The sequence below is a fragment of the Roseateles sp. DAIF2 genome, assembly GCF_015624425.1.
GTDB lineage: Bacteria > Pseudomonadota > Gammaproteobacteria > Burkholderiales > Burkholderiaceae_C > Kinneretia.
The window spans coordinates 4,773,121-4,797,122 of the sequence record NZ_CP049919.1 but is presented as its reverse complement, the minus strand read 5'-3'; the positions used below and the strand labels follow the sequence as shown (position 1 = coordinate 4,797,122).

Annotated in this window: 22 protein-coding genes and 1 riboswitch; of the genes, 17 read left to right on the top strand and 5 right to left on the bottom strand. The window is 70.1% G+C overall.

Going from position 1 to position 24,002, the window contains the following annotated elements; translation table 11 throughout:
• Position 1 precedes the first annotated feature (1 nt).
• Positions 2-928: an alpha/beta fold hydrolase gene (locus G8A07_RS22085; RefSeq protein WP_195794105.1), complete on the top strand. Its 927-nt coding sequence runs from the start codon at positions 2-4 to the stop codon at positions 926-928.
• Here the strand turns inward: G8A07_RS22085 and G8A07_RS22080 are convergent.
• The gene (locus G8A07_RS22080; protein ID WP_195794104.1) at positions 868-1,857 is read right to left on the bottom strand and encodes a Gfo/Idh/MocA family protein; all 990 of its coding nucleotides are present in this window, start codon (positions 1,855-1,857) and stop codon (positions 868-870) included. The genes G8A07_RS22085 and G8A07_RS22080 overlap by 61 nt on opposite strands.
• 114 nt (positions 1,858-1,971) lie before the next feature.
• Here G8A07_RS22080 and G8A07_RS22075 point away from each other — a divergent pair, with 114 nt between their 5' ends.
• Positions 1,972-3,225: a multidrug effflux MFS transporter gene (locus G8A07_RS22075; RefSeq protein WP_195794103.1), complete on the top strand. Its 1,254-nt coding sequence runs from the start codon at positions 1,972-1,974 to the stop codon at positions 3,223-3,225.
• A 38-nt stretch (positions 3,226-3,263) separates the two neighbouring features.
• A complete protein-coding gene (locus G8A07_RS22070) occupies positions 3,264-4,226 on the top strand; it encodes a carbonic anhydrase (RefSeq protein ID WP_249937090.1) in 963 nt (320 codons plus the stop codon).
• A 24-nt stretch (positions 4,227-4,250) separates the two neighbouring features.
• Here G8A07_RS22070 and G8A07_RS22065 read toward each other — a convergent pair whose 3' ends face one another.
• The 3 genes from G8A07_RS22065 to G8A07_RS22055 all read right to left on the bottom strand — a co-directional run bounded on the left by G8A07_RS22065 (position 4,251) and on the right by G8A07_RS22055 (position 8,500).
• On the bottom strand, positions 4,251-4,982 hold the full coding sequence (locus tag G8A07_RS22065; RefSeq protein WP_195794102.1) for an ABC transporter substrate-binding protein: 732 nt from the start codon (positions 4,980-4,982) through the stop codon (positions 4,251-4,253).
• A 30-nt stretch (positions 4,983-5,012) separates the two neighbouring features.
• Positions 5,013-7,283: an ATP-binding protein gene (locus G8A07_RS22060; RefSeq protein ID WP_195794101.1), complete on the bottom strand. Its 2,271-nt coding sequence runs from the start codon at positions 7,281-7,283 to the stop codon at positions 5,013-5,015.
• A gap of 170 nt (positions 7,284-7,453) precedes the next feature.
• A complete protein-coding gene (locus G8A07_RS22055) occupies positions 7,454-8,500 on the bottom strand; it encodes an ornithine cyclodeaminase (RefSeq protein WP_195794100.1) in 1,047 nt (348 codons plus the stop codon).
• Positions 8,501-8,643: 143 nt separating this feature from the next.
• Between G8A07_RS22055 and G8A07_RS22050 the strand changes: the two genes are divergently transcribed.
• From G8A07_RS22050 to G8A07_RS22040, 3 genes are all read left to right on the top strand, one after another.
• Positions 8,644-9,075 carry an Lrp/AsnC family transcriptional regulator gene (locus G8A07_RS22050; protein ID WP_195794099.1) on the top strand — a complete coding sequence of 144 codons (432 nt, stop codon included), beginning with the start codon at positions 8,644-8,646 and terminating at the stop codon, positions 9,073-9,075.
• Positions 9,076-9,147: 72 nt separating this feature from the next.
• A riboswitch (cyclic di-GMP riboswitch) is annotated at positions 9,148-9,238 on the top strand.
• Positions 9,239-9,305: 67 nt separating this feature from the next.
• The gene (locus G8A07_RS28185) at positions 9,306-11,114 is read left to right on the top strand and encodes a methyl-accepting chemotaxis protein (RefSeq protein ID WP_195794098.1); all 1,809 of its coding nucleotides are present in this window, start codon (positions 9,306-9,308) and stop codon (positions 11,112-11,114) included.
• A 6-nt stretch (positions 11,115-11,120) separates the two neighbouring features.
• Positions 11,121-11,711: a GAF domain-containing protein gene (locus tag G8A07_RS22040; RefSeq protein WP_195794097.1), complete on the top strand. Its 591-nt coding sequence runs from the start codon at positions 11,121-11,123 to the stop codon at positions 11,709-11,711.
• 173 nt (positions 11,712-11,884) lie between these two features.
• Here G8A07_RS22040 and G8A07_RS22035 read toward each other — a convergent pair whose 3' ends face one another.
• Positions 11,885-12,082, bottom strand: coding sequence for a hypothetical protein (locus G8A07_RS22035; RefSeq protein WP_195794096.1), 198 nt, complete (start codon positions 12,080-12,082; stop codon positions 11,885-11,887).
• Here G8A07_RS22035 and mraZ point away from each other — a divergent pair.
• The 11 genes from mraZ to murG are packed head-to-tail and all read left to right on the top strand — an operon-like array spanning position 12,074 to position 23,942.
• Complete coding sequence (gene mraZ / locus G8A07_RS22030; protein WP_195794095.1) at positions 12,074-12,502, top strand: division/cell wall cluster transcriptional repressor MraZ; 429 nt, start codon at positions 12,074-12,076, stop codon at positions 12,500-12,502. The two genes, G8A07_RS22035 and mraZ, sit on opposite strands and share 9 nt — an antisense overlap.
• A gap of 1 nt (position 12,503) precedes the next feature.
• Positions 12,504-13,484, top strand: coding sequence for a 16S rRNA (cytosine(1402)-N(4))-methyltransferase RsmH (gene rsmH / locus G8A07_RS22025; protein WP_195794094.1), 981 nt, complete (start codon positions 12,504-12,506; stop codon positions 13,482-13,484).
• Positions 13,481-13,768: a cell division protein FtsL gene (gene ftsL / locus G8A07_RS22020; RefSeq protein WP_195794093.1), complete on the top strand. Its 288-nt coding sequence runs from the start codon at positions 13,481-13,483 to the stop codon at positions 13,766-13,768. The genes rsmH and ftsL overlap by 4 nt, the downstream gene beginning before the upstream one ends.
• Positions 13,765-15,561, top strand: coding sequence for a penicillin-binding protein 2 (locus tag G8A07_RS22015; protein ID WP_195794092.1), 1,797 nt, complete (start codon positions 13,765-13,767; stop codon positions 15,559-15,561). The genes ftsL and G8A07_RS22015 overlap by 4 nt, the downstream gene beginning before the upstream one ends.
• Positions 15,561-17,036, top strand: a complete 1,476-nt coding sequence (locus G8A07_RS22010) for a UDP-N-acetylmuramoyl-L-alanyl-D-glutamate--2,6-diaminopimelate ligase (protein WP_195794091.1) — start codon at positions 15,561-15,563, stop codon at positions 17,034-17,036. The genes G8A07_RS22015 and G8A07_RS22010 overlap by 1 nt, the downstream gene beginning before the upstream one ends.
• A 1-nt stretch (position 17,037) precedes the next feature.
• Positions 17,038-18,507: a UDP-N-acetylmuramoyl-tripeptide--D-alanyl-D-alanine ligase gene (murF, locus tag G8A07_RS22005; RefSeq protein ID WP_195794090.1), complete on the top strand. Its 1,470-nt coding sequence runs from the start codon at positions 17,038-17,040 to the stop codon at positions 18,505-18,507.
• Positions 18,497-19,675, top strand: a complete 1,179-nt coding sequence (gene mraY / locus G8A07_RS22000; protein WP_195794089.1) for a phospho-N-acetylmuramoyl-pentapeptide-transferase — start codon at positions 18,497-18,499, stop codon at positions 19,673-19,675. Before murF ends, mraY begins: the two co-directional genes overlap by 11 nt.
• Positions 19,676-19,682: 7 nt before the next feature.
• Positions 19,683-21,446: a UDP-N-acetylmuramoyl-L-alanine--D-glutamate ligase gene (gene murD, locus G8A07_RS21995; protein ID WP_195794088.1), complete on the top strand. Its 1,764-nt coding sequence runs from the start codon at positions 19,683-19,685 to the stop codon at positions 21,444-21,446.
• The gene (gene ftsW, locus G8A07_RS21990; RefSeq protein WP_249937089.1) at positions 21,446-22,714 is read left to right on the top strand and encodes a putative lipid II flippase FtsW; all 1,269 of its coding nucleotides are present in this window, start codon (positions 21,446-21,448) and stop codon (positions 22,712-22,714) included. The genes murD and ftsW overlap by 1 nt, the downstream gene beginning before the upstream one ends.
• Positions 22,711-22,866 (top strand): hypothetical protein, encoded by a 156-nt coding sequence (locus G8A07_RS21985; protein ID WP_195794087.1) that lies wholly within the window; start codon positions 22,711-22,713, stop codon positions 22,864-22,866. Before ftsW ends, G8A07_RS21985 begins: the two co-directional genes overlap by 4 nt.
• On the top strand, positions 22,863-23,942 hold the full coding sequence (gene murG / locus G8A07_RS21980; protein WP_195794086.1) for an undecaprenyldiphospho-muramoylpentapeptide beta-N-acetylglucosaminyltransferase: 1,080 nt from the start codon (positions 22,863-22,865) through the stop codon (positions 23,940-23,942). The genes G8A07_RS21985 and murG overlap by 4 nt, the downstream gene beginning before the upstream one ends.
• Positions 23,943-24,002 lie beyond the last annotated feature (60 nt).

The window sequence follows — 24,002 nt, the reverse complement described above, 5'->3', positions numbered from 1 at the left end:
CATGAGCATCGCCGCGATCACCCACCACCATGTCGAGGTCCAGGGCCTGCGCCTCTTCTATCGCGCGGCCGGCGCGCCGGACCGGCCGCTGCTGCTGTTGCTGCACGGCTTCCCCTCGTCCTCGCAGCAGTACCGCCGGCTGATGGAGACGCTGGGCACGCGCTACCGCCTGATCGCGCCGGACTATCCCGGCTTCGGCCATAGCGACGCACCGCTGCCCAGCAGCCAGGGCGGCGACTTCCGCTACAGCTTCGACCGTCTGGCCGAGCTGACCGAGGCCTTCTGCGAGGCCCTGGGACTGCGCCGCTTTGTGCTCTATGCCTTCGACTACGGCGGCCCGATCGGCCTGCGGCTGGCGCAGCGGCACCCGGAATGGATCGCCGGCCTGGTGCTGCAGAACGCCAATAGCTATTGGGAGGGGCTGAGCGCGGTGGCCCGGGACTTCGTGGCGCTGAACCCGACCACCCCCGATGGCGCGGCCCGCCTGCGCCCGCTGCTGAGCCTGGAGAGCACGCGCGCCCAGTACGAGGGCGGCACGGCGCGGCCGGAGCGCATCGCGCCCGAGGGCTGGCTGCTGGACCAGCATTTCCTCGATCTGCCCGGCCGGGCCGAGATCCAGATCGAGCTGGCGCTGGACTATCACAGCAATGTGGCGCTCTACCCGCAGTGGCAGGCCTGGCTGCGCGAGCACCGGCCGCCGGCCCTGGTGGTGTGGAGCCGCAACGATCCCTTCTTCATCGAGGCCGGCGCCCATGCCTATCTGCGCGACCTGCCCGAGGCGCGCCTGCGCCTCTACGACACCGGGCATTTCGCGCTGGAGGAATGCGGCGTGGAGATCGCCGCCGAGATCGTCGACTGGATGGAGGGTCAGGTCTTGCCGGCCAGCAGCGCCTCGATCGTTTCCTGCACCGCCAGCGCCTCGGCATAGCCGGGCAGGCTGTGCGAGCGGCCCTCGATCAGCGCCACCCATTGCTCCAGCTGGTCGGCCTGGGCCGCGCCGCGCAGCGCCTCGGATTCACCGAGCGGCTGCACCAGCCCGCCCTTGCGCTGCTCGCTGAGGCCGAACCATTCGCGCAGCTCGACCTCGCCGTCGCTGGCGCGCCAGTGCATGCGGTTGCGGTCCGGCACCTCGATCTCGGGGCCGACCCGGCCCTCGATCGTCACCGGCACGCCGTCGGCGCGCAGGCTGGCGCTCAGCGCGGTCTCGGCGCTGCGGCCGTCGGCGGGATAGCTGACGCGGCTCTCCAGCACCTCGGCCCGGCCCAGCACGCGCTGCAGCACGAACACGAAATGCGACAGCACCTCGCGGGTGAAGCCACCCTCGACCCGCTCCGCCAGCCAGGGGCCGGCGCCGGCCTGCCAGGGGCGCGGCCAGGCGGCGAAGCCCAGCTCGATCTGCACCGACTGCAGCGCGCCCAGCGGCAGCTTGGCGGCGGCGCCGAAGGCCCGCTGCAGCGCGGCCAGGCCCGACGCGGAGGCGAGCGAGAAGTTCACCGCGGCGCGCTGCTTCTCGCGCCCGATGCGCGCGATGCAGTCGCGCGCGGCGTCGAAGTCCACCGTCAGCGGCTTCTCGCAGAACACCGCCAGGCCGGCGTCGAAGGCGGCATGGCTCAGCGCGATATGGGCGGCCGGCGGCGTCGCGATGTAGAGGCTGTCCAGCCCCGGCTGGCGGATCAGGGCCTCGGCGCTGTCGGCGGCGCGCAGGTGCGGATGGGCGGCCAGCGTGGTCGCGATGGCGGCCGGGTTGGCGTCCCAGACCCAGGCGGCGCGCAGGCGCGGATGGTCCTTCAGCCGGGCCAGCATGCGCTGCCCCATCACGCCCAGGCCGATCAGGCCGATGTTCAAAAGTTCCGCCATGTTGTGCTGCTTGCAAATCCTCGGGAGCGGCGAGTTTAGGGGGCGCCGCTACACTGTGTGGCCGTCCTTCCGCGCGCCTGCGCAACAGGGCGTTTAACGCACAAAAACCTCACAATGAATCCCGACGCCGGCACCCTCTGGCGCGCCCCGCGCTGGGCCTTGGCGGTCCTGCTGGCCTGCCTGGGCATGGTGGGCCCGTTCTCGATCGACACCTATCTGCCGGCCTTCTCGGGCATCGCGCGCGCGCTCGACGCGACGCCGCTGCAGATGCAGCAGACCCTGTCCAGCTACCTGCTGGGCTTCGCGGTGATGAACCTGTTCCACGGGGCACTGTCCGACAGCTTCGGGCGCCGCCCGGTGGTGCTGTGGGGCATGGTGGTATTCACGCTGGCCTCGCTGGGCTGCGCGCTGGCCGGCACGATCGGCCAGCTGGTGTTCTGGCGCACGGTGCAGGGCATGTCGGCCGGCGCCGGCATCGTGGTCTCGCGGGCCATCATCCGCGACATGTTCCCGCCCTCCGAGGCGCAGCGCGTGATGTCGCAGGTGACGATCTTCTTCGGCGTCGCGCCGGCGATCGCGCCGATGGTGGGCGGCTTCCTGTTCGTGCATGCCGACTGGCACGCGATCTTCTGGTTCCTGGTGCTGGTCGGCGCGGCCCTGGTGGTCGCCAACTGGCGCCTGCTGCCCGAGACCCTGCACAAGAGCCAGGCCCAGCCCTTCCATGTGCGCTCGCTGATGCGCGGCTATTGGGGCATGTGCACCAGCCGGCGCTTCCTGCTGCTGGCGCTGGCCAGCGGCATCCCGTTCAACGGCATGTTCCTCTATGTGCTGGCAGCGCCGGTGTTCCTGGGCGAGCACCTGCAGCTGGCGCCGACGCAGTTCTTCTGGTTCTTCTGCTTCTCGATCGGCGGCATCATGGGCGGGGCCTGGCTCAGCGGCCGGCTGGCCGGCAAGGTCAAGCCGCGGCACCAGATCCGCCATGGCTTCCTGATCATGCTGCTGGTCTCACTCTTGAACGTGGCGCTGAACCTGCTGCTGCCGCCCAGCCCCTTCTGGGCGTTGCCGGTGATCGCGGTGTTCGCCTTCGGCTGGGCGCTGATGGTGCCGGTCGTGACCCTGCTGGTGCTGGACCAGGCGCCGGACCGGCGCGGCATGGCCTCCTCGCTGCAGGCCTGCATCGGCAGCGCGGCCAACGGCCTGGTGGCCGGCGTGATCGTGCCGCTGGTGATGCACTCGACCCTGGCGCTGGCGCTGGCCTCGATCTGCATGATGGCGATCGGCCTGGTGGCCTGGATCTGGGTCAAGCGCGAGGTCGGTTACGCCGGCGAGGCTCAAGAAAGCCCGGCGGCGGCCGAGATCAAGGGCTGAAAGGCCCGCACTCCCGCGGTGCCGGGAGAAGTCTTCGCATGTGCCCCGCCCTTCCGCTGGCGCGCCGCCTCGCGCCGCTCGCCCTGATCGTGCTGCCGCTGCTGGCCCAGGGCCAGGGCCGGCCGGCCGGCATGCGCACGACGCCATCCAAGCCCTCGATCGCGGTGCAGGAGGAGGACGCGGCCTCCGCGGTCGGCGGCGGCGAGCTGCGCCAGCGCCTGGCCGATCGGCTCTCCTCCAAGGCCGAGCCGATCAACGCCCCGCCGGCCAGGACCGCCGCCGCGCGCCCCGAGTCGCGCCGCACCGCGCCGGCCAAGCCACCGGCCGAGATCCACTGGGCCTATGGCGGCGAGGGTGCGCCCGAGCATTGGGGCGAGCTGAAGTCGGACTACCGGCTCTGCGCGATCGGCACGCGGCAGAGCCCGATCGACATCCGCGACGGCATCCGCGTCGAGCTGGAGCCCATCCAGTTCGACTACCGCCCGAGCGGCTTCGCGGTGCTGGACACCGGCCACACGGTGCAGGTCAACCTGGCGCCGGGCAACGGCCTGACGGTGATGGGGCGGCGCTACGAGCTGCAGCAGTTCCACTTCCATCGCCCCAGCGAGGAGCGCATCAACGGCCGCCAGTTCGACATGACGGCGCATCTGGTGCACAAGGACGCGGAGGGGCGGCTGGCGGTGCTGGCGGTGCTGCTGGAGCGCGGCCGCGACCAGCCGCTGGTGCAGCAGGTCTGGAACAACCTGCCGCTGGAAAAGCATGAGCCGCTGAACGGCCCGGGCCTGATGGATATCGCCAAGCTGCTGCCCGAGGACCGCGGCTACTACACCTATATGGGCTCGCTGACCACGCCGCCCTGCAGCGAGGGCGTGCTGTGGATGGTGATGCGCCAGCCGGTGCAGCTGTCGGGCGAGCAGCTGGAGATCTTCGCCAAGCTCTATCCGATGAATGCGCGTCCGCTGCAAAAGGGCTCGGGCCGGCTGATCAAGCAGAGCAAGTAGCGCCGCGGCGGCGCTGTCGCCGCCTCAGGGCGCGTAGCCGTAGCTGCCGTAGATGCGGCGCAGCACGCCGCGCTTGTCCAGCGCGGCCAGCGCGGTGTTGAGCTGGCGCACCTGCTCGTCGGGCAGCTGGCGGTTGCAGGCCAGGTACATCTCGGAGCGATGGATGGTCAGCACCGGCTCGACGCCGGCCAGGCCCAGCTGTTGCAGACGGTAGACGCCGATCATCCGGCCGGTGGCCCAGAAATCGATGCGCCCGGCCAGCAGCTTGCGCGGATTGACATCGTCCGAGGGCGCGATGTCGACCAGGAAGCCGCGCGTCTGCAGCCAGCCGACGATCGCGTCGCCCTGGTAGCTGCCGATGCGCATGTTCTGCACCTCGTCGAGCTGGGTCGGCCGGCTGCTGCCGCTGCGCGCGAACAGGGCCCAGTCGTTCACCACCAGCGGGCCGATCCATTTGTACAGGGCCTCGCGCTCGGGCGTGCGCGACATCGAGTAGACGCAGGTGTTGATCTGGTTGCGCGCCATCGTGATCGCGCGCGCCCAGGGGTAGATGTTCAGCTCATGCTCGTAGCCGATGCTCTCCAGCAGGGCCTTGACGATCTCGGTGGACATGCCGATCACCTGGCCGCGCGAATCGCTCATGCTGAAGGGCGGGTAGTCCTCGGTGACGAGGATCAGGCGTTCGGCGGCGAATGCCGGTGCAAGGGCGAGGCTCAGGGCCAACAGCGTGTACGAGGGGCTGCACGACAAACGCATGGCGGACCTCCTTGCCGGGGTCCCACGATGCTACGCCCGGGCGGGCCGCCGGCTCAACCACAGCCTGAGGGTGGCGAACAGCTGTTCCGCCACCACCGGCTTGGCCACATGGTCGTTCATGCCGGCGTCCAGGCAGCGCTGGCGCTCCTCGGCGAAGGCGTTGGCGGTCATCGCCAGGATCGGCAGCTCGCGGCCGCGGCTGCTGGCGCGGATCGCGCGGGTCGCGTCCAGCCCGTCCATCACCGGCATCTGCACATCCATCAGCACCAGCGCATAGTCGCTCTGCTCGACCATGTCGACCGCCTGCTGGCCGTCCTCGGCCACGTCGACCTTCAGTCCGGCGCTGGACAGCAGCGCGACCGCCACCTCCTGGTTGACCGCGTTGTCCTCGGCCAGCAGCACCCGGGTGCCGGCGAACTGCTGCTGCAGGTCCTGCGCGATCTGGTTGCGGCTCAGCGGCAGCGGCGCGCGGCCATCGTCCGGCGCCGGCTGCTCGACCCTGAGGGTGAACCAGAACAGGCTGCCCGCACCGGGCTCGCTCTCGACGCCGACCTCGCCGTGCATCAGGTGCGCCAGGCGCCGGCAGATCGCCAGGCCCAGGCCGGTGCCGCCGTAGCGGCGCGTGGTGGAGCTGTCGGCCTGCTCGAAATCCTGAAACAGGCGCGCCTGCGCCTCCTCGCTGATGCCGATGCCGCTGTCCTGCACCTCGAAGCGCAGCTGCACGCGGCGGCCCTGTTCCTGCTCGACGCGGGCGCTCAGGCGCACGAAGCCCTGCTCGGTGAACTTGACCGCGTTGCCGGCGAAGTTCAGCAGCACCTCGGCAATGCGCTGCGAGTCGCCCAGCAGCGGCCGCGCGGCCAGGCGCGGGTCCAGGTCCAGGTCGATGCGCAGGCGCTTCTCGGCGGCGCGCTGGGCCAGCATGCTCTTGATGCCGTCCAGCACCTGGCCGACGCTGAACTCGGCCCGGGCCAGCTGCAGCTTGCCGGCCTCGATCTTGGAGAAGTCCAGCACATTGTTGATCACCGACAGCAGATGCTCGGCGGCATCGGCCACCTTCTTCAGCCGTTCCTGCTGCTCGGGCTCGAGGGTGTCGCGCCGCACCAGATAGGTCAGGCCGATGATCGCGTTCATCGGTGTGCGGATCTCGTGGCTCATATTGGCCAGGAAGGCGCTCTTGGCCAGGCTGGCGGCCTGGGCGGCCTGGGTCGCCTCGGCCAGCTCGGCGGTGCGGGCCTGGACCAGCTCTTCCAGATGGTGGCGGTAGCGCTCCAGCTCCAGTGCGTCGCGGCGCTGGCGCGAGATGTCGGTCAGGAAGCCGTGCCACAGCACCCCACCGCTCTCCGGGCCGTCCTCCAGCTGCGCGATCGCGTTGCCATAGAGCCAGCGCTCGCTGCCGTCGGCATGATGGGTGCGGAACTCCTGCTGCCAGGGCGTCAGGTGCCGGGCCGAGGCCATCAGCGAATCGCGCACCAGGGCACGGTCCTCGGCATGCAGCCGCTCGAACCAGGCGTCGGCCTGCTCGGCCAGCTCGGCCGGCGAGATCTGCAGATAGTCGCGCACCGCCTCGCTGACATAGGCAAAGGAGAACTGGCCGCCGCTCTTCATGCGCAGCTGGAACACCACGCCTGGCACGGTCTCGGCCATGCCGCGCAGGCGGTTGATCAGGTCGCGCTGCGACTCGAACTGCTGCTGCAGCGCGTCGCGCATATGTTCCAGATGGCCGCCCAGCCGGCCGATCTCGTCGCCGCGCTGGCGGCCCAAGGCGGCCGAGAAGCGGCCCTCGGCCAGGTCGTTGGCGAAGCCGCTGAGCTCGCGCAGCGGGCGCAGCAGCCGTGAATTCAACAGCATCAGGATCAGCAGCAGCGAGATCAGCAATTGGCCGCCCACCGTCAGACCGTAGAGCCAGCGCTGGCGCGCCAGCGCGGCGCTGGCCAGGTGGTCGTCCAGGTCGATCTGGATATGGCCGATCTTGGCGCTGCCGCGGTAGATCTCGCGCTCACCCTGGAACAGGCGGCCCTTCTGGCGCTCCGGATAGCGCATCTCGATGAAGGGCACACCCTGCGAGGCGTCGCTGACGCGCACGCGCACCACCTCGGGCGATTTCATGATCGCGGCCACCACCTCGCGGGCGGCCACCTGGTCCAGGTTCCACAGCAGCTCGGGCAGGCTGGAGGCCAGCACGTCCAGCTTGGCCTGCAGCTCGGCCTGCTGGGCCTGTTCGACCTGCTGCGGCTCGCGCAGGCCGATCCACAGCCCGCCGATGATCAGCGCAGGCAGCAGCAGGCCAATGCTGGCGCCCATCGCGAGCGCGACAAACAGCGAGCTGGAGGCGTTTCTGCGGCTCAATATGACCTCGGACGGCGTCCTGGGCGTAGGAATGCGTCCGACTGTACCCCCGGCTTCCGGGGGGAAACCGAGATCTGGGTGACCAAAGTCCGGCAAATGACCCGCGCCGGACCCGTCCGGCGGCCTCAGGCCGCGCGGCGCAGCTGGGCGCGGCGGTGCGCCGAGCCGGTGTGGCGGAACAGGTCCTTCGGATCATCGGCCGGCGGCACCAGCTCGACCTCCTGGCCGATGCCCAGCTCCAGCGCCAGGCGGTAGACCAGGCGCAGCGCCGAATAGTCCTCCAGCGCGAAGCCCACCGAGTCGAACACCGTGACCTGCTCGCGGCTCTGGCGCCCCTCGGCCTGGCCGGCCAGCACGCGCCACAGCTCGGTGACCGGATGGTCGGGCGCGAGCTGCTGGATGTCGCCCTCGATGCGGGTCTGCGGCTCGTACTCGACGAAGATGCGCGCGGCGCGCAGCAGCTCGGCATGCAGCTCGGTCTTGCCGGGGCAGTCGCCGCCGACCGCGTTGATATGCATGCCCGGTTCGATCATCTCGGGTGTCAGGATGGTGGCGCGGGTCTTGTCGGCCGTCACCGTGGTCACGATGTCGGCACCGCGCACCGCCTCGGCCACCGAGCCGGCGCGGCGGATGCGCAGGCCGGGGTAGGCGGCCAGATTGCGCTGCAGCTTGTCGGTCGCGGCCGCGTCGATGTCGTAGGCGACGATCTCCTCGATGCCCAGCTGGTTGTGGAAGGCCAGGGTCTGGAACTCGCTTTGCGCGCCGTTGCCGATCAGGGCCATGCGGCGCGAGTCGGGCCGCGCCAAGGTCCGAGCCGCCAGCGCCGAGGTGGCGGCGGTGCGCAGCGCGGTGGTCAGGGTCAGCTCGGACAGCAGCGGATAGCCGCTGGCCACCTCGGCCAGCACGCCGAAGGCCATCACGGTGTAGAGCCCGCGGCTGGTGTTGATCGGATGGCCATTGACGTACTTGAAGGCGTAATGCCGGGTGTCGGCGACCGGCATCAGCTCGATCACGCCGACCGGCGAATGGCTGGCCACGCGGGCGGTCTTGTCGAACTCCTCCCAGCGCAGGAAGTCCTCGCGCAGGGCCTCGGCCAGCTCGGCCATCAGCGGCGCCACGCCCTTGCGCTGCAGCAGCTGGGTCAGGGCGGGTACATCGATGAAGCGGGTCATGAACATCTCCGACGGGGCGGCTCTTGGCGTCGTGCTGGCCGTCCTTTGCGCAAATTCTGGTCGGGAGCATGGCTAATAAATAGCTGGCAAAGCGTTCAATATGTTGTGTTAACTTTGCAAAACGCCAGGCGATTCAAATCACTATGTCTAATATCGACGACACCGACCGCGAGTTGATCGCGCTGCTGCGCGACAACGCGCGGCTCTCGGTTGTCGCGCTGGCGCGCCAGCTGCGGGTGGCGCGGGCGACGGTGCAGAACCGCATCGCGCGCCTGGAGCGCGAGGGTGTGATCGTCGGCTACAGCGTGCGGCTCAAGCCCGCGGCCGAGGCCCAGCGCATCCGCGCGCTGATGAATGTGGCGGTGGAGGGCAACCGCACCGCCGAGGTGCTGCGCGAGCTGCGCGGCCACCCGAACGTCGCGGCCCTGCACAGCACCAACGGCCGCTGGGACCTGGTGGCCGAGCTGCGCGCCGACACGCTGGAGGAGTTCGACCGGGTGCTCAGCGGCGTGCGCCTGATCGAGGGCATCGCCAATACCGAGACCAGCATCCTGCTGTCGACCTACAAGGTGTGATGCCCGTCACGGGCTCGGGTTGAACCCGAGAGGGTAAACCCGCCCTCATTGGTGCGATCTGCATACAATGCCGCGCTTCTATCGCACACCCGTTCGAAAGGCGGGGTCGCAAAGCCTCCGGTCTACCTTCCCGACCCGGGACCAGGACAGCGGGGTTGCCGCACCGGCCGTCGCCGGTCGTCCGCAGCCGGCTTCGCGTCTCCGTCCCGCCCCAGGAAAGACCGCCCGCCATGCTGACAACCATCAAGAGCCGCCTGATCGCGATCTGTATGCTGATCGTGATCGCCGCGATCGGCGTCGCCACCCTGGCCAGCTATCTGAGCGTCAGCGCCCATGCGCGCCGCCAGGTGCTGGCGCAGCTGAGCGACCTGGGCGAGGCCCACGCCGGCACGATGGCGGGCTGGGTCAAGGCGCAGAAGGATATCGTCGCGGCGCTGGCCCCGGCCGCCGCGCTGGATGCACCGCAAGCGGCGCTGGAGCAGGCGCTGAAGTCCGGCCGGCTCGACCTGGCCTTCATCGGCCATGCCGACAAGCGCATGATCTCGGTGCCGGACCGCCAGCGTCCGGCCGACTACGACCCCACCGTGCGCCCCTGGTACAAGCTGGCCGAGGGCGCCGACGCGCCGGTGCTGACCGCGCCCTATATCGCCTCCTCCAGCAAGAAGCTGGTGGTCAGCTTCGCCAGCGCGATCAAGGCCGGGGGCGCGACCCGCGCGGTGGCCGGCGCCGACGTGGCGCTGGACGATGTGATCGCGACGCTCAAAAGCATCAAGCCGACCGAGAGCGGCTTCGCCTTCCTGCTGGCCAAGGACGGCAAGATCATCGCCCATCCCGATGCCGCCCTGACTCTGAAGCCGGTGGCCGAGCTGTCGGCCGGCTTCACGCCCGAGCTGCTGGCGCGCGCCAACGGCCGCGAGCTGGCCGAGGTCGAGGTGCGCGAGCGCCATTTCTTCGTCAAGGCCACGCCGGTGCCGGGCACCGACTGGACCCTGCTGGCCGCGGCCGAACAGGACGAGGCGCTGGCCGCGCTGTCCAGCCTGCTGGCGACGGCCGGCGTCTCGCTGGTGGCGGTGGCGGCGGTGGCCGCGGCGCTGTCGGCGCTGGCGATCGGCGTGCTGCTGAAGGGCCTGGGCCGGGTGCGCGGCGCGATGGACCAGATCGCCTCCGGCACCGGTGACCTGACCCAGCGCCTGGACGCCGAGGGCCGCGACGAGATCGCCGACATCGCACGCGCCTTCAATCTCTTCGTCGGCAAGATCGAGCATGTGATGCTGGACGTGCGTGCGACCAGCCAGTCGATGGCGGTGGCGGCGCGCCAGATCGCGGTCGGCAACCAGGACCTGAGCCAGCGCACCGAGGAGACCGCCAGCAATCTGCAGCAGACCGCCAGCTCGATGGAGGAACTGACCGGCACCGTGCGCCAGAGCGCCGATTCGGCCGCCAGCGCCAACCAGCTGGCCGACAGCGCCGCCCATGTCGCGCGCCAGGGCGGCCAGGTGGTGTCCCGGGTGGTGACGACGATGGAGCAGATCCAGCATGCCAGCCGGCGCATCAACGACATCATCGGCACCATCGACGGCATCGCCTTCCAGACCAACATCCTGGCGCTGAATGCGGCGGTGGAAGCCGCACGCGCCGGCGAGCAGGGCCGCGGTTTCGCGGTCGTGGCCGGCGAGGTGCGGGCGCTGGCGCAGCGCAGCGCCGAGGCGGCCAAGGAGATCAAGGGCCTGATCGGCGCCAGCGTCGAGCAGGTCGAGGGCGGCACGGCCTTGGTGGCGCAGGCCGGCTCGACGATGGACGAGATCGTCGCCAGCGTGCAGCGCGTCACCGCGATCATGGCCGAGATCAGCGGCGCGACTCGCGAGCAGAGCCAGGGCATCGACCAGGTCAACACCGCGGTGGCCCAGCTCGACCAGATGACCCAGCAGAACGCCTCGCTGGTGGAGGAATCGGCCGCGGCCGCCGAGAGCCTGCGCGACCAGGCCAACAAGCTGGCCGACATCGTCGCCGGCTTCCGCCTGAGCCAGCCGGCCGGCTGAACCATCGTGAGCGCCGGCGGACCATCCACCCTGGAGCGCCTGCGCCGCCTGGGTCTGGCGCTGGCGGACGGGCAGCTCAAGCGCCAGGCCTACCGCCTGGCGATGCTGGCCCTGCTGCGCGAGCAGTTCGATTGTTCGCGCACCAGCCTGTGGCGCTTCAGCGGCCAACCCGGCGACCTGCGCCTGGTGTGCCGCGCAAGCGTGGGGCGGGGCGGCGACAACGCGCTGCTCGGCGCCGAACTGGATCAGGCGCAGTACGGCGCCTACTTCGCGAAACTCGCCCGGGAGGGCGTGTTCGCCTGCGAGGACTGCGTGCGCGAGCCCGCGCTGGCGCCGCTGCGCGCGGCCTATCTCGATGCGCAGCGCGTGCGCGCGCTGCTGGACGTCAGCTTCGACGTCAACGGCCGGCTCTACGGCGTGCTGTGCTGCGAGCAGGCCGAGCTGCCGCGCGCCTGGCTGCCCGCCGAGATCGCCGCGCTGCTGCGCTTCGGGCGCATGGTCAGCCTGCAGGTCGCGCGCGCGATTCCCGACGAGCTGCGCCAGGCCGCCTTCGTGGCCGATCCGCTCACGCTGCCGCCGGGCCGCGGCCTACGCTGAGGCCCCGATCGCGCCCGTCCGGCGCGACAATCGCGGCATCCGCCCGGCCACGGCCTCGGGCCACCGCCATGCCTCAATGGCCCGCACCTCGACTGGTTGTTTACACAGTATTCATCGCGGTTTCGCCGGGTTTCATCGTTTTTCGATGCTGGCGCGAAATGTCCCTCCCAAGTTCATCCAGCACTTGCAGAGCAATCTGCAAGTCCTTCTTTTTGAACGATTTTTGCTCGCACCATCGCTGTAACAACGGGTTCTAAGTGCTTGATTTCATTGGAGATTTTTCCGTTTTCACCTTGACCGACGAGGCTTCGATCGTTAAAGTGGTGAAAAGTGCAATTTAGTGGGTCGCTGTGGCGAATTTCGTGTTTCAAGGGGCGTCGGCCTTGGCAATGGATGCCAAGGGGCGGATGGCCGTCCCAACACGCCATCGCGAGACCCTGCAGGAACTCTGCGCCGGCCAGCTGACGCTCACCAAGCATCCCGAGGGCTGCCTGATGGTGTTCCCGCGTCCGGCCTGGGAAACCTTCCGTGACCGCATCGCCGCGCTGCCGATGTCGGCCGCCGGCTGGAAGCGCGTCTTCCTCGGCAATGCCCAGGATGTCGAGATCGACAGCGCCGCGCGCGTGCTGGTCTCGCCCGAGCTGCGCGCCGCCGCCGGTCTGAACAAGGACGTGATGCTGCTGGGCATGGGCAGCCACTTCGAGCTCTGGGACGCGGCCCGCTATGCGGCGCACGAGGCCCAGGTGATGCAGTCCGAACTGCCGGATGCGCTGAAGGACTTCAGCTTCTGATATGAGCGCGCCGCAAGACCCCAATACCCCCGCTTTCACCCACACCACGGTGCTGCTGCACGAGACCGTGGATGCCGTGCTGACCCGCCCGGACGGCCTGTACGTCGACGGCACCTTCGGCCGCGGCGGCCATTCGCGCCTGCTGCTGCAAAAGCTCGGACCGGCGGGGAGGCTGGTCGCGATCGACCGCGACCCCGAGGCGATCACGGCGGCCACCTCGGGCGATACGCGGGTCTCGGACCCGCGTTTTTCCATTTGCCACGCGCCCTTTGCCGCGATGCGCGAGGAGCTGACCCGGCTCGGCGTGCCGCAGGTGGATGGCGTGATGCTGGATCTGGGCGTCTCCAGCCCCCAGATCGACAACCCGGCGCGCGGTTTCAGCTTCCGCTTCAGCGGACCGCTGGACATGCGCATGGACACGACGCGCGGCGAAAGCGCCGCGGATTTCCTGGCCCGCGCCGATGAGCGCCAGATTGCGGAGGTGATACGCAACTATGGGGAAGAACGGTTTGCTGCACAGATTGCAAAGGCGCTTGTTGCTCGCCGGACGGGCGGGAGTCCTGTTCGAACAACCGATGAGCTTTCCAAAGTCGTGGCTGGCGCGGTCAAAACCCGCGAACCGGGCCAGGACCCTGCAACGCGCACATTTCAAGCGCTTCGGATTCACGTCAATGCCGAGCTTGAAGAGCTCGAACAGGGGCTGAATGCGGCGCTGCGCCTGCTGGCGCCCGGCGGCCGCCTGGCGGTGATCAGCTTCCATTCGCTGGAAGACCGCATCGTCAAGAACTTCATCGGTGCGCACAGCAAGGAGGTCTACGACCGCCGTGCGCCCTTCGCGGCGCCGAAGCCGCTGGCGCTGAAGGCGCTGGCGCGCATCAAGCCCAGCGAGACCGAGGTGCGCGCCAATGGCCGCTCGCGCTCGGCGATCCTGCGCGTGGCCGAGCGCACCGAGGCGCCGCTGCCCGAGGAGCCGGGTCGATGAGCCGCATCAACCTGCTGCTGCTGATCGCGGTGCTGGCCAGCGGCATGGTGCTGATCAAGAGCGCCTATGAGTCGCGCCGCCTGTTCACCGAGCTGGATCGCGCGCAGTCCGAATCGCGCCGCCTGGACGCCGACCATCAGCGCCTGCTGGCCGAGCGCCAGGCCCAGGCCACCAATCTGCGCGTCGAGCAGGTCGCGCGCGAGCGTCTGCACATGCGCGTGATCGGCCCGGCGGTGACCCAGCAGGTCGAGCTGAGCCGCGCGGCCTCGGGGGTCGCACCGTGAAGAAATGGTTCGGCCAGTCCGGCGCCAAGTCCGCGCATCGCGCCGCGGTCAGCGCGCGCAGCGTCAGCTATTCGAGCAGCCCGCTGCTGGCCTCGAAGACGCCGCCCTGGCGTTCGCGCTTCCTGGTCGCGCTGGTGGGGCTGGGCTTCATCGGCCTGCTGGGCCGCGCGGTCTATGTGCAGGTGATCGGCAACGATTTCTACCAGCGCCAGGGCGAGGCCCGCTACGCCCACACGATGGAGCTGCCGGCCAGCCGCGGCCGCATCATCGACCGCAAGGGCCAGGTGCTGGCCACCAGCGTCGCGGTGCCCTCGATCTGGGCGATCCCGAAGGAAGTGGATGCCGACGCCGACAAGCGCCGTGCGCTGGCCAAGATTCTCGGCATCAGCCGCCAGGAGCTGGAGAAGAAGCTCGACCCCTCGAGCCGCTTCGTCTGGCTGCGCCGCCAGGCCGACGACGACATGGCCACGCAGATCAAGGCCCTGGGCCTGAAGGGCGTGTTCCAGGACCGCGAGTACAAGCGCAAGTATCCCGAGGGCGAGGCCGCGGCCCATGTGGTCGGCTTCACCAATATCGAGGAGCGCGGCCAGGAGGGCATCGAGCTCGCGTTCCAGAAGGACCTGCAGGGCCGCGACGGTTCGCGCTCGGTGGTGCGCGACCGGCTGGGCCGCGTGGTCGAGGACATCGGCGAGCGCGTGCCGGCCAGCAATGGCCGCGACATCGATCTGTCGATCGACTCCAAGGTGCAGTTCTTCGCCTACCAGCGCATCCGCGACGCGGTCGCCGAGCATCGCGCCAAGGCCGGCTCGGTGGTGGTGCTGGACGCCCAGACCGGCGAGGTGCTGGCGCTCTCCAACTTCCCCAGCTACAACCCCGGCGACCGCCAGAACCTCAGCGGCGCCCAGCTGCGCAACCGCGCGCTGACCGATGTGTTCGAGCCCGGCTCGACGATGAAGCCCTTCATCGCCGCGCTGGCGCTGGAGACCCACCATATCCGCCTGGACAGCGTGATCAACACCGCGCCGCGCAGCCTGGTGATCAGCGGCTGGTCGCCGTCCGACACCAAGCCGCATGGCGACCTGACCGTGGCCGGCGTGATCCAGAAGTCCAGCAATATCGGCACCGCCAAGCTGGCGATGATGATGCAGCCGCGCGAGATGCACGAGATGTTCACCGCGATCGGCCTGGGCCAGCGCCCGCAGCTGAACTTCCCCGGCGCGGTGACCGGCAAGCTGCGGCCCTACAAGAGCTGGCGCCCGATCGAGCAGGCGACGATGAGCTACGGCTACGGCCTGTCGGCCTCGCTGTTCCAGCTGGCGCGCGCCTACACCGTGTTCGCGCGCGATGGCGAGCTGATCCCCGCGACGATGCGGCACCAGCCCGAGGGCGAGCCGGTGCCCGGCATCCGGGTGTTCTCGCCCAAGGTCGCGCAGGAGGTGCGCCAGATGCTGCAGATGGCCGCCGCGCCCGGCGGCACCGCGCCGCTGGCCCAGGTGGCCGGCTACAGCGTCGGCGGCAAGTCCGGCACCGCGCACAAGCAGGAAGGCAAGGGCTATACCAACAAGTACCGCTCCTGGTTCGTCGGCATCGCGCCGATCAGCAAGCCGCGCATCGTCGTGGCGGTGATGGTCGACGAGCCCAGCACCGGCGTCTACTACGGCGGTGCGGTGGCCGGTCCGGTGTTCAGCCAGGTGGTGGCGCAGTCGCTGCGCCTCCTGAACGTGGCGCCCGACCTCGATGTGAAAACCCAGATCGTCGCGAAGAATGTGCCCGCGGTCGAGGAGAGCTTCTGATGCCGCTGATGCGCTTGAAATCCCCCGAGGCCGCCGCCCGCTGGCTGCGCGAATGGACCACCGGCACCCTGCGCACCGACAGCCGCCTGGTGCGCCCCGGTGATGCCTTCATCGCCTGGCCCGGCCATGCCCAGGACGGCCGCCGCTATGTGCAGGCCGCATTGGACGCCGGCGCCGCCACCTGCCTGGTGGAGCAGGAGGGCGTCGAAGCTTTTGGCTTCAACGACGGGCGCGTCGCCGCGCTGCCGGCGTTGAAAGCGGTCACCGGCCGCATCGCGGCCGACTACTTCGGCCAGCCGACGCATGAGGCGCTGCAGGTCGTCGCCACCACCGGCACCAACGGCAAGACCAGCACCGCCTGGTGGACCGCCCAGCTGCTGAGTGCGCTGGGCCGGCGCTGCGGCGTGGTCGGCACCCTGGGTATCGGCGAGCCGGGCGAGCTGACCTACACCGGCCTGACCACCCCCGATCCAGTGCAGCTGCAGGCGGGTTTTCGCCGCATGGCCGACGCCGGCTTCGCGGCCTGCGCGATCGAGGCCAGCTCGATCGGCATCGTCGAGCAGCGTCTGGCCGGCACCGAGATCGCGGTGGCGCTGTTCACCAATTTCACACAGGACCACCTGGACTACCACGGCGACATGGACGCCTACTGGGAAGCCAAGCGGCGCCTGTTCGACTGGCCGGGCCTGAAGGCCGCGGTGCTGAACCTGGACGATGCCAAGGGCCCGGCCCTGGCGGCCGAGCTGCAGGAGCGTCTGGACGTCTGGACCTATGCGGTCGAGGGCGCGGCGCGCCTGTCGGCCCATGGCCTGCATTACCTGGCCGGCGGCCTGGCCTTCAGCCTGCGCGAGGGTGAGCAGGAACTGCCGGTGCAGACCGGCCTGATCGGCGACTACAACGTGGCCAATCTGCTGGCGGTGATCGGCGGCCTGCGCGCCCTGGGCCTGCCGCTGGCCGACATCGTCGCGGCGGTCCCGGCCATCACGCCGGTGCCCGGCCGCATGCAGCGCGTCGGCGACGGCGCGGGCCAGCCGCAGGCGGTGGTCGACTATGCCCACACGCCGGACGCGCTGGACAAAGCCTTGCATGCCTTACAACCCTTGGCGGCCGCGCGCGGCGGACAATTGCTGTGCGTGTTCGGCTGCGGCGGCAACCGCGATCCGGGCAAGCGCCCGCAGATGGGCGCGATCGCCGGCCGGCTGGCCGACCGGGTCATCGTCACCAGCGACAACCCGCGCCACGAGCCGCCGCTGGACATCCTGGCCCAGGTGGCGGCCGGCGTCGGTAGCCCCTGCGAGCAGATCGAGGACCGCCATGCGGCGATCGCGCGCGCGATCGCCGGCGCGGACGCGCGCGACGTGGTGCTGATCGCCGGCAAGGGCCATGAGGATTACCAGGAGATCGCGGGTCAGCGCCGCCCGTTCTCCGATGTGGCCGAGGCCGAGGCGGCCTTGAGCGAGAGAAAGAAGGACTGAGATGAGCGCCCCCCTGATGACCCTGGCCCAGGCCCTGCACCTGCTGCAGCCCAGCCTGCCGCAGGCGCGGCTGATCGGCGATGGTGGCGTCGAGATCGCCCGCGTGCACAGCGACACCCGCAGCCTGCGCCAGGGGGATCTGTTCGTCGCGCTGCGCGGCGAGCGCTTCGATGCGCATGACTTCCTGCCCCAGGCCGGGGCGGCCGGCGCGGTGGCGGTGATCGCCGAGCGCGGCATCGTCGCAGCCGGCCTGTCCGGCATCGAGGTGCCGGACGCCAAGCAGGCGCTGGGCCTGCTGGCCGCGGCCTGGCGCGCCCATTGCCACCTGCCGCTGATCGCGGTCACCGGCAGCAACGGCAAGACCACGGTGACGCAGATGCTGGCCAGCATCCTGCGCGCCTGGCTGGGCAGCGGCGCGCTGGCCACCGAGGGCAACTACAACAACGACATCGGCGTGCCGTTGACCCTGCTGCGCCTGCGCCAGGACGACGCGCTGTGGCACCGCGCCGCGGTGGTCGAGCTGGGCATGAACCATCCCGGCGAGATCGCGCCGCTGGCCGCGATGGCGCAGCCGACGGTCGCGCTGGTCAACAACGCGCAGCGCGAGCACCAGGAATTCCTGCAGACGGTCGAGGCCGCGGCCGAGGAGAACGGCGCGGCACTGGAGGCGCTGAGCCCGGCCGGCATCGCGGTGTTCCCGGCCGACGATGCCTGCGCGCCGATCTGGCAGCGCCAGGCCGGTACGCGCGCCACGCTGACCTTTGCGCTGCAGGGCCAGGCCGATGTCGGCGGCCATGCGCAATGGGTGCAGGGCGGCACCGAGGGCGGCGCCGGCAGCGCTGGCCATTGGGCGCTAGAGCTGCAGACGCCGGCCGGCAACGCACCGGTGGCGCTGCGCGTCGCGGGCATGCACAACGTGCGCAATGCGCTGGCCGCCGCGGCCAGCGCGCTGGCCGCCGGCGTGCCGCTGGCCGCGATCCGCCAGGGCCTGGAGGCCTTCGAGCCGGTCAAGGGCCGCTCACAGCTGAAGAGCCTGCAGCGCGCCGGCCAGCGCGTCACCCTGATCGACGACAGCTACAACGCCAATCCCGACAGCGTGCGCGCCGCGATCGACGTGCTGGCGGACCTGCCGGGCGCGTCCTGGCTGATCCTGGGCGACATGGCCGAGGTCGGCGACCAGGGCGCGGCCTTCCACCGCGAGGTGGGCGCTTATGCGGCCGAGCGCGGCATCAGCGGCTTCTGGGCCGCGGGCAGCGCCTGCCGCGATGCGGCCACGGCCTATGGCGCCGGGGCGCGCCATTTCGACGATAGCGCCGCGCTGATCGCGGCCTTGGCCGACGCCGATGCGCCGCGCGCCAAGAACATCCTGGTCAAGGGTTCGAGATTCATGCAGATGGAAAAAGTGGTGGCCGCGCTCCTGGCCGGCGAGAAGGTGCAGCCGAGCACCGCGGGAGGCACCGATGCTGCTTAGTCTGACCCAATGGCTGCTGGCGCAATACCCGGACCTGGGCTGGCTGCGCATCTTCAACTACATCACCTTCCGCGCCGTGATGGCCGCGGTGACCGCGCTGCTGATCGGCCTGGCCTTCGGCCCCTGGGTAATCCGCCGCCTGACCGCGATGAAGATCGGCCAGCCGATCCGCGAGTACGGCGTGCAGCAGCATCTGGCCAAGAGCGGCACGCCGACCATGGGCGGCGTGCTGATCCTGATCGGCATCGGCGTCTCCACCGTGCTGTGGTTCGACTGGGGCAACCGCTTCGTCTGGGTCGTGATGCTGGTGACGATGGGCTTCGGCGCGATCGGCTGGGCCGATGACTGGCGCAAGGTGGTGCGCAAGGACCCCGAGGGCATGCGCAGCCGCGAGAAGTTCTTCTGGCAGTCGCTGATCGGCCTGGTGGCCGCGGTCTACCTGGCCTTCAGCGTCTCCGAGACCAGCTTCCTGGGCGTGGTGCAGCTGTTCTTCCGCTGGGTCACCAGCGGCTTCTCGACCGAGCTGCCGCCCAAGGCCGACCTGATCGTGCCCTTCTTCAAGACCGTCAGCTATCCGCTGGGCGTGTTCGGCTTCATCGGCCTGACCTACTTCGTGATCGTCGGCACCAGCAATGCGGTGAACTTCACCGACGGGCTGGACGGCCTGGCCATCATGCCGGTGGTGCTGGTCGGCTCGGCGCTGGGCATCTTCGCCTACCTGACCGGTTCCTCGGTCTATGCCAAGTACCTGCTGCTGCCCTATATCCCGGGCGCCGGCGAGCTGCTGATCTTCTGCGGCGCGCTGGCCGGTGCGGGCCTGGCCTTCCTGTGGTTCAACACCCATCCGGCCCAGGTCTTCATGGGCGATGTCGGCGCGTTGGCGCTGGGCGGCGCGCTGGGCACGATGGCGGTGATCACGCGTCAGGAGATCGTGCTGGGCATCATGGGCGGCGTGTTCGTCGCCGAGGTGCTGTCGGTGATGATCCAGGTCAGCTGGTTCAAGTACACCAAGAAGAAGTTCGGCGAGGGCCGGCGCATCTTCAAGATGGCGCCGCTGCACCACCACTTCGAGAAATCCGGCTGGAAGGAGACCCAGGTCGTGGTGCGCTTCTGGATCATCACGATGCTGCTGTGCCTGGTCGGCCTGGCGAGCCTGAAGCTGCGGTAAGCCCGGCATGAAACACCTTGCTGGCCTGCACACGCTGATCCTGGGTCTGGGCGACTCCGGCCTGGCGATGGCCGCCTGGGTGCTGCGCCATGGCGGCAGCGCCAAGGTCTGGGACTCGCGCGAGCAGCCGCCGCGGCTGGCGGCGCTGCGCGAGCGGCTGCCGGCGGTCGAGTTCTTCCATGGCGAGCTGCCGGCCTCGGCGCTGAACGATGTGAAGCTGGTGCTGAAGAGCCCCGGCCTGTCGCCGCTGGACGCGCGGCTGGCGCCGCTGCTGGGCCTGGCGCGCGCCACCGGCATCCCGGTGCAGGGCGAGCTGGAGCTGTTCGCGCGCGCGCTGGCCGATCTGAAGGCCGAGCGCCGCTACGATCCTGCGGTGCTGGCGATCACCGGCACCAATGGCAAGACCACCACCACCTCGATGACCGCGCAGCTGGTCGAGCGCGCCGGCAGGCGCGTCGCGGTGGCCGGCAATATCGGCCCGACCCTGCTGGACACCCTGGCCCAGGCGCTGGATCTGGAGCCGGCGCCGGTGGTGGCGGTGGAAGAGACCGTCGAAGCCGAGGCGGCGGAGCAAGACCCGACCCCGGAGACGCCGGTCGAGCCGGCCGAGTCAAACGAGCTAGAAACCGACGACACACCGGCCGCGGCGCAGGCGGAGCCGGCCCCGGCGCTCCTGGACGAAGTGGCGGCCCTGCTGGACGAGCAGCCGCTGCCGATCAAGCCGCCGCCGCCCAAGCCGGCCGTGTTCGAGCATCTGCCCGAGGTCTGGGTGCTGGAGCTGTCCAGCTTCCAGCTCGACGGCGTGACCGGCTTCGAGCCGACCGCCGCCGCGGTGCTGAACCTGACTCAGGACCATCTGGACTGGCATGGCGACATGCCGGCCTATGGCCGGGCCAAGGCGCGTATCTTCGGCGAGAGCGCGGTGATGGTGATCAACCGCGACGATGCGCTGGTCGAGGCGATGGTGCCTGCTCCCGTCAAGGTGCAGCAGGGCCGCGGCCGGCCCGCCAAGCTGGTGTCGCGCCAGGTGCTGCGCTTCGGCCTCGATGCGCCGCAGCGGCCGGGCGACTATGGCCTGGTGGAGGAGGGCGGCATGGCCTGGCTGGTGCGCGCCCGCGAGGCCGACGAGACCCAGCTGAAGCGCCGCCGGGGTGATACGGAAGAGGACGAGCTGTCGATCCAGCGCCTGATGCCGGCCGACGCGCTGCGCGTGCGCGGCCGCCACAACGCGGCCAATGCGCTGGCGGCGCTGGCGCTGGCCGGCGCGGCCGGCTGCCCGCTGGCGCCGATGCTGCACGGCCTGCGCGAGTACCGCGGCGAGCCGCATCGCGTCGAGCATGTGGCGACGGTGCAGGGCGTCGACTTCTACGACGATTCCAAGGGCACCAATGTCGGTGCCACCGTGGCCGCGATCACCGGCCTGGGCGCCGACCGCGCGCCGGCCCGGCTGGTGCTGATCCTCGGCGGTGACGGCAAGGGCCAGGACTTCTCGCCGCTGCGCGAGCCGCTGGCGCGCCATGCGCGCGCGGTGGCGCTGATCGGCCGCGACGCGCCGGCGATCGCCAGCGTGCTGCCGGAGGGCCTGCCGGCGCAGACTCATGAGACCCTGCAGGCCGCGACCCGCTGGGCGCTGACGCAGGCGCACAGCGGCGACAGCGTGCTGCTGAGCCCGGCCTGCGCCAGCCTGGACATGTTCCGCAACTATGCGCATCGCGCCGAGGTGTTCGTCGCCGAGGTGCAGGCCCTGGCCGACGAGGGAGGGCTGGCCTGATGAGCATGGCCCTGCTCCAGACCCTGCGCGACCGCGCGGCCGGCCTGTTCCAGCGCGGCGCCGCTGCCGGCGAGCGCGGCGGCGAGGTGCCGGTGCGCGACTGGGTCAGCGTGTCCTCGGGCCAGCCGGCCAAGCTCTCGAACTTCGACGTGACCCTGGTCTGGGTGGTGGTGGCGCTGCTGGCGCTGGGCCTGCTGATGGTCTATTCGGCCTCGATCGCGCTGCCGGACAACCCCAAGTTCGCGAAGTACCTGCCGACCCATTTCCTGGTGCGCCATGTGGTGGCGATCAGCCTGGCGCTGCTGGCGGCGCTGGTGGTGGTGCAGGTGCCGATCGCAACCTGGGAGCGTGCGGCGCCCTGGCTGTTCGTCGTGGCCCTGGTGCTGCTGGTGATCGTGCTGATCCCGGGCATCGGCAAGGGCGTCAACGGCGCGCGTCGCTGGCTGCCGCTGGGGGTGATGAACTTCCAGCCCTCCGAGCTGGCCAAGCTGGCGATCGCGATGTACGCGGCCAACTACATGATGCGCAAGATGGAGGTGAAGGAGAACTTCGTCCGCGCGGTCTGGCCGATGGCGGTGTCGCTGGCGGTGGTGGGCGTGCTGCTGCTGGCCGAGCCGGACATGGGCGCCTTCATGGTGATCGCGGCGATCGCGATGGGCATCCTGTTCCTGGGCGGCGTCAACGGCCGCATGTTCTTCCTGATCGTCGCGGTGCTGGTCGGCGCCTTCGTGCTGATGATCACCTTCAGCGAGTTCCGCCGCGAGCGCATCTTCGCCTACCTGAACCCCTGGGACGAGAAGTACGCGCAGGGCAAGGCCTACCAACTGACCCATTCGCTGATCGCCTTCGGCCGCGGCGAATGGTTCGGCCAGGGCCTGGGCGGCAGCGTCGAGAAGCTGCATTACCTGCCCGAGGCGCATACCGACTTCCTGCTGGCGGTGATCGGCGAGGAGCTGGGCCTGGTCGGCGTGGCCCTGGTGATCTGCGCCTTCTTCTGGCTGTCGCGCCGCCTGTTCCACATCGGCCGCCAGGCGGTCGCGCTGGACCGCGTGTTCGCCGGTCTCTATGCCCAGGGCATCGGCATCTGGATGGGCGGCCAGGCCTTCATCAATATGGGCGTGAACCTGGGCGCGCTGCCGACCAAGGGCCTGACCCTGCCGCTGATGAGCTTCGGCGGCTCGGCGATCCTGATGAACTGTGTGGCGCTGGCGATCTGTTTGAGGATAGATATTGAAAACAGGCAACTCATGCGAGGAGGCCGAGCATGAGCGCCTGGATGCAGGGCAGCCAGGCGTCGGCGCGCGTCAAGCGCGGCGATGGCCTGTTTCGGCGCAGGCTCATGTCGCGTAGCGACGTGAAGCGCACGCAGTGCGCGGGCCGTAGCCAGAACCGACAGCTCATGCGAGGAGGTCGCGCATGAGCACGAAACACCTGGTCATCATGGCCGCCGGCACCGGCGGCCACATCATCCCCGGCCTGGCAGTCGCCGAAGAGATGAAGCGCCGCGGCTGGAGCGTGTCCTGGGTCGGCACCGAGCAGGGCATGGAGAACAAGCTGGTGCCGCCCAGTGGCATCCCGCTGGACCGGCTGGCCTTCGCGGGCCTGCGTGGCAAGGGTCCGATGCACATGCTGCGCGGCCTGGTGGGGCTGGTGAAGGCCTTCATCCAGTCGCGCCAGGTCTTCGTGACGCGCAGCGCCGATGCGGTGCTGGGCATGGGCGGCTATGTCTGCTTCCCCGGCGGGCTGATGGCCTGGCTGATGCGCCGCCCGCTGATGCTGGTGAACGCCGATGCGGCGATGCTGATGTCGAACCAGGCGCTGAAGGGCCTGGCGCGCAAGATCGCCTTCGGCTTCGACGGCTCGGCCGCGGCCTCGACCGCCAAGGCGGTGGTGACCGGCAACCCGGTGCGCGCCGAGATCGAGGCGCTGCCGCTACCCGCCGAACGCTATGCCGGCCGCACGGGCCCGCTGCGCGTGCTGGTGGTGGGCGGTTCGCTGGGCGCGCGCGCGATCAATGCGGTGATCCCGAAGATGCTGGCGCAATGGAGCGACGCGGCGACGCGGCCCCAGGTGGTGCACCAGGCCGGCCAGGCGAACCTGAGCGCGGTGCAGGCGGCCTACCAGGCGGCCGGAGCGCAGGCGGAGATCCTGCCCTTCATCGACGACATGGCCGCCCAGCTGGCCGCGGCCGACCTGATCATCTGCCGCGCCGGCGCGGTGACGGTCAGCGAGCTTTGCGCCGCCGGCCTGCCCAGTGTGCTGGTGCCGCTGGTGGTCAGCACCACCAGCCATCAGCGCGACAACGCGCGCTTCATGGCCCAGCATGGCGCGGCCCTGCATCTGCCGCAGGAGGAGCTGAGCCCCGAGGGCCTGCTGGCCCTGCTGCAGGGGCTGGACCGCGAGCAGCTGCTGGCGATGGCGGAGAAGGCCCGCGGCCTGGCGCGCCCGCGCGCCGCGGCGCGCGTGGCGGACGAAATCGAGGGGATGGTGAAGTGATGAGCCACGCAGCGCAGGGCCGCCCCAAGCAAGTGGCCATCCCCTTGGGGGATCGGTCGA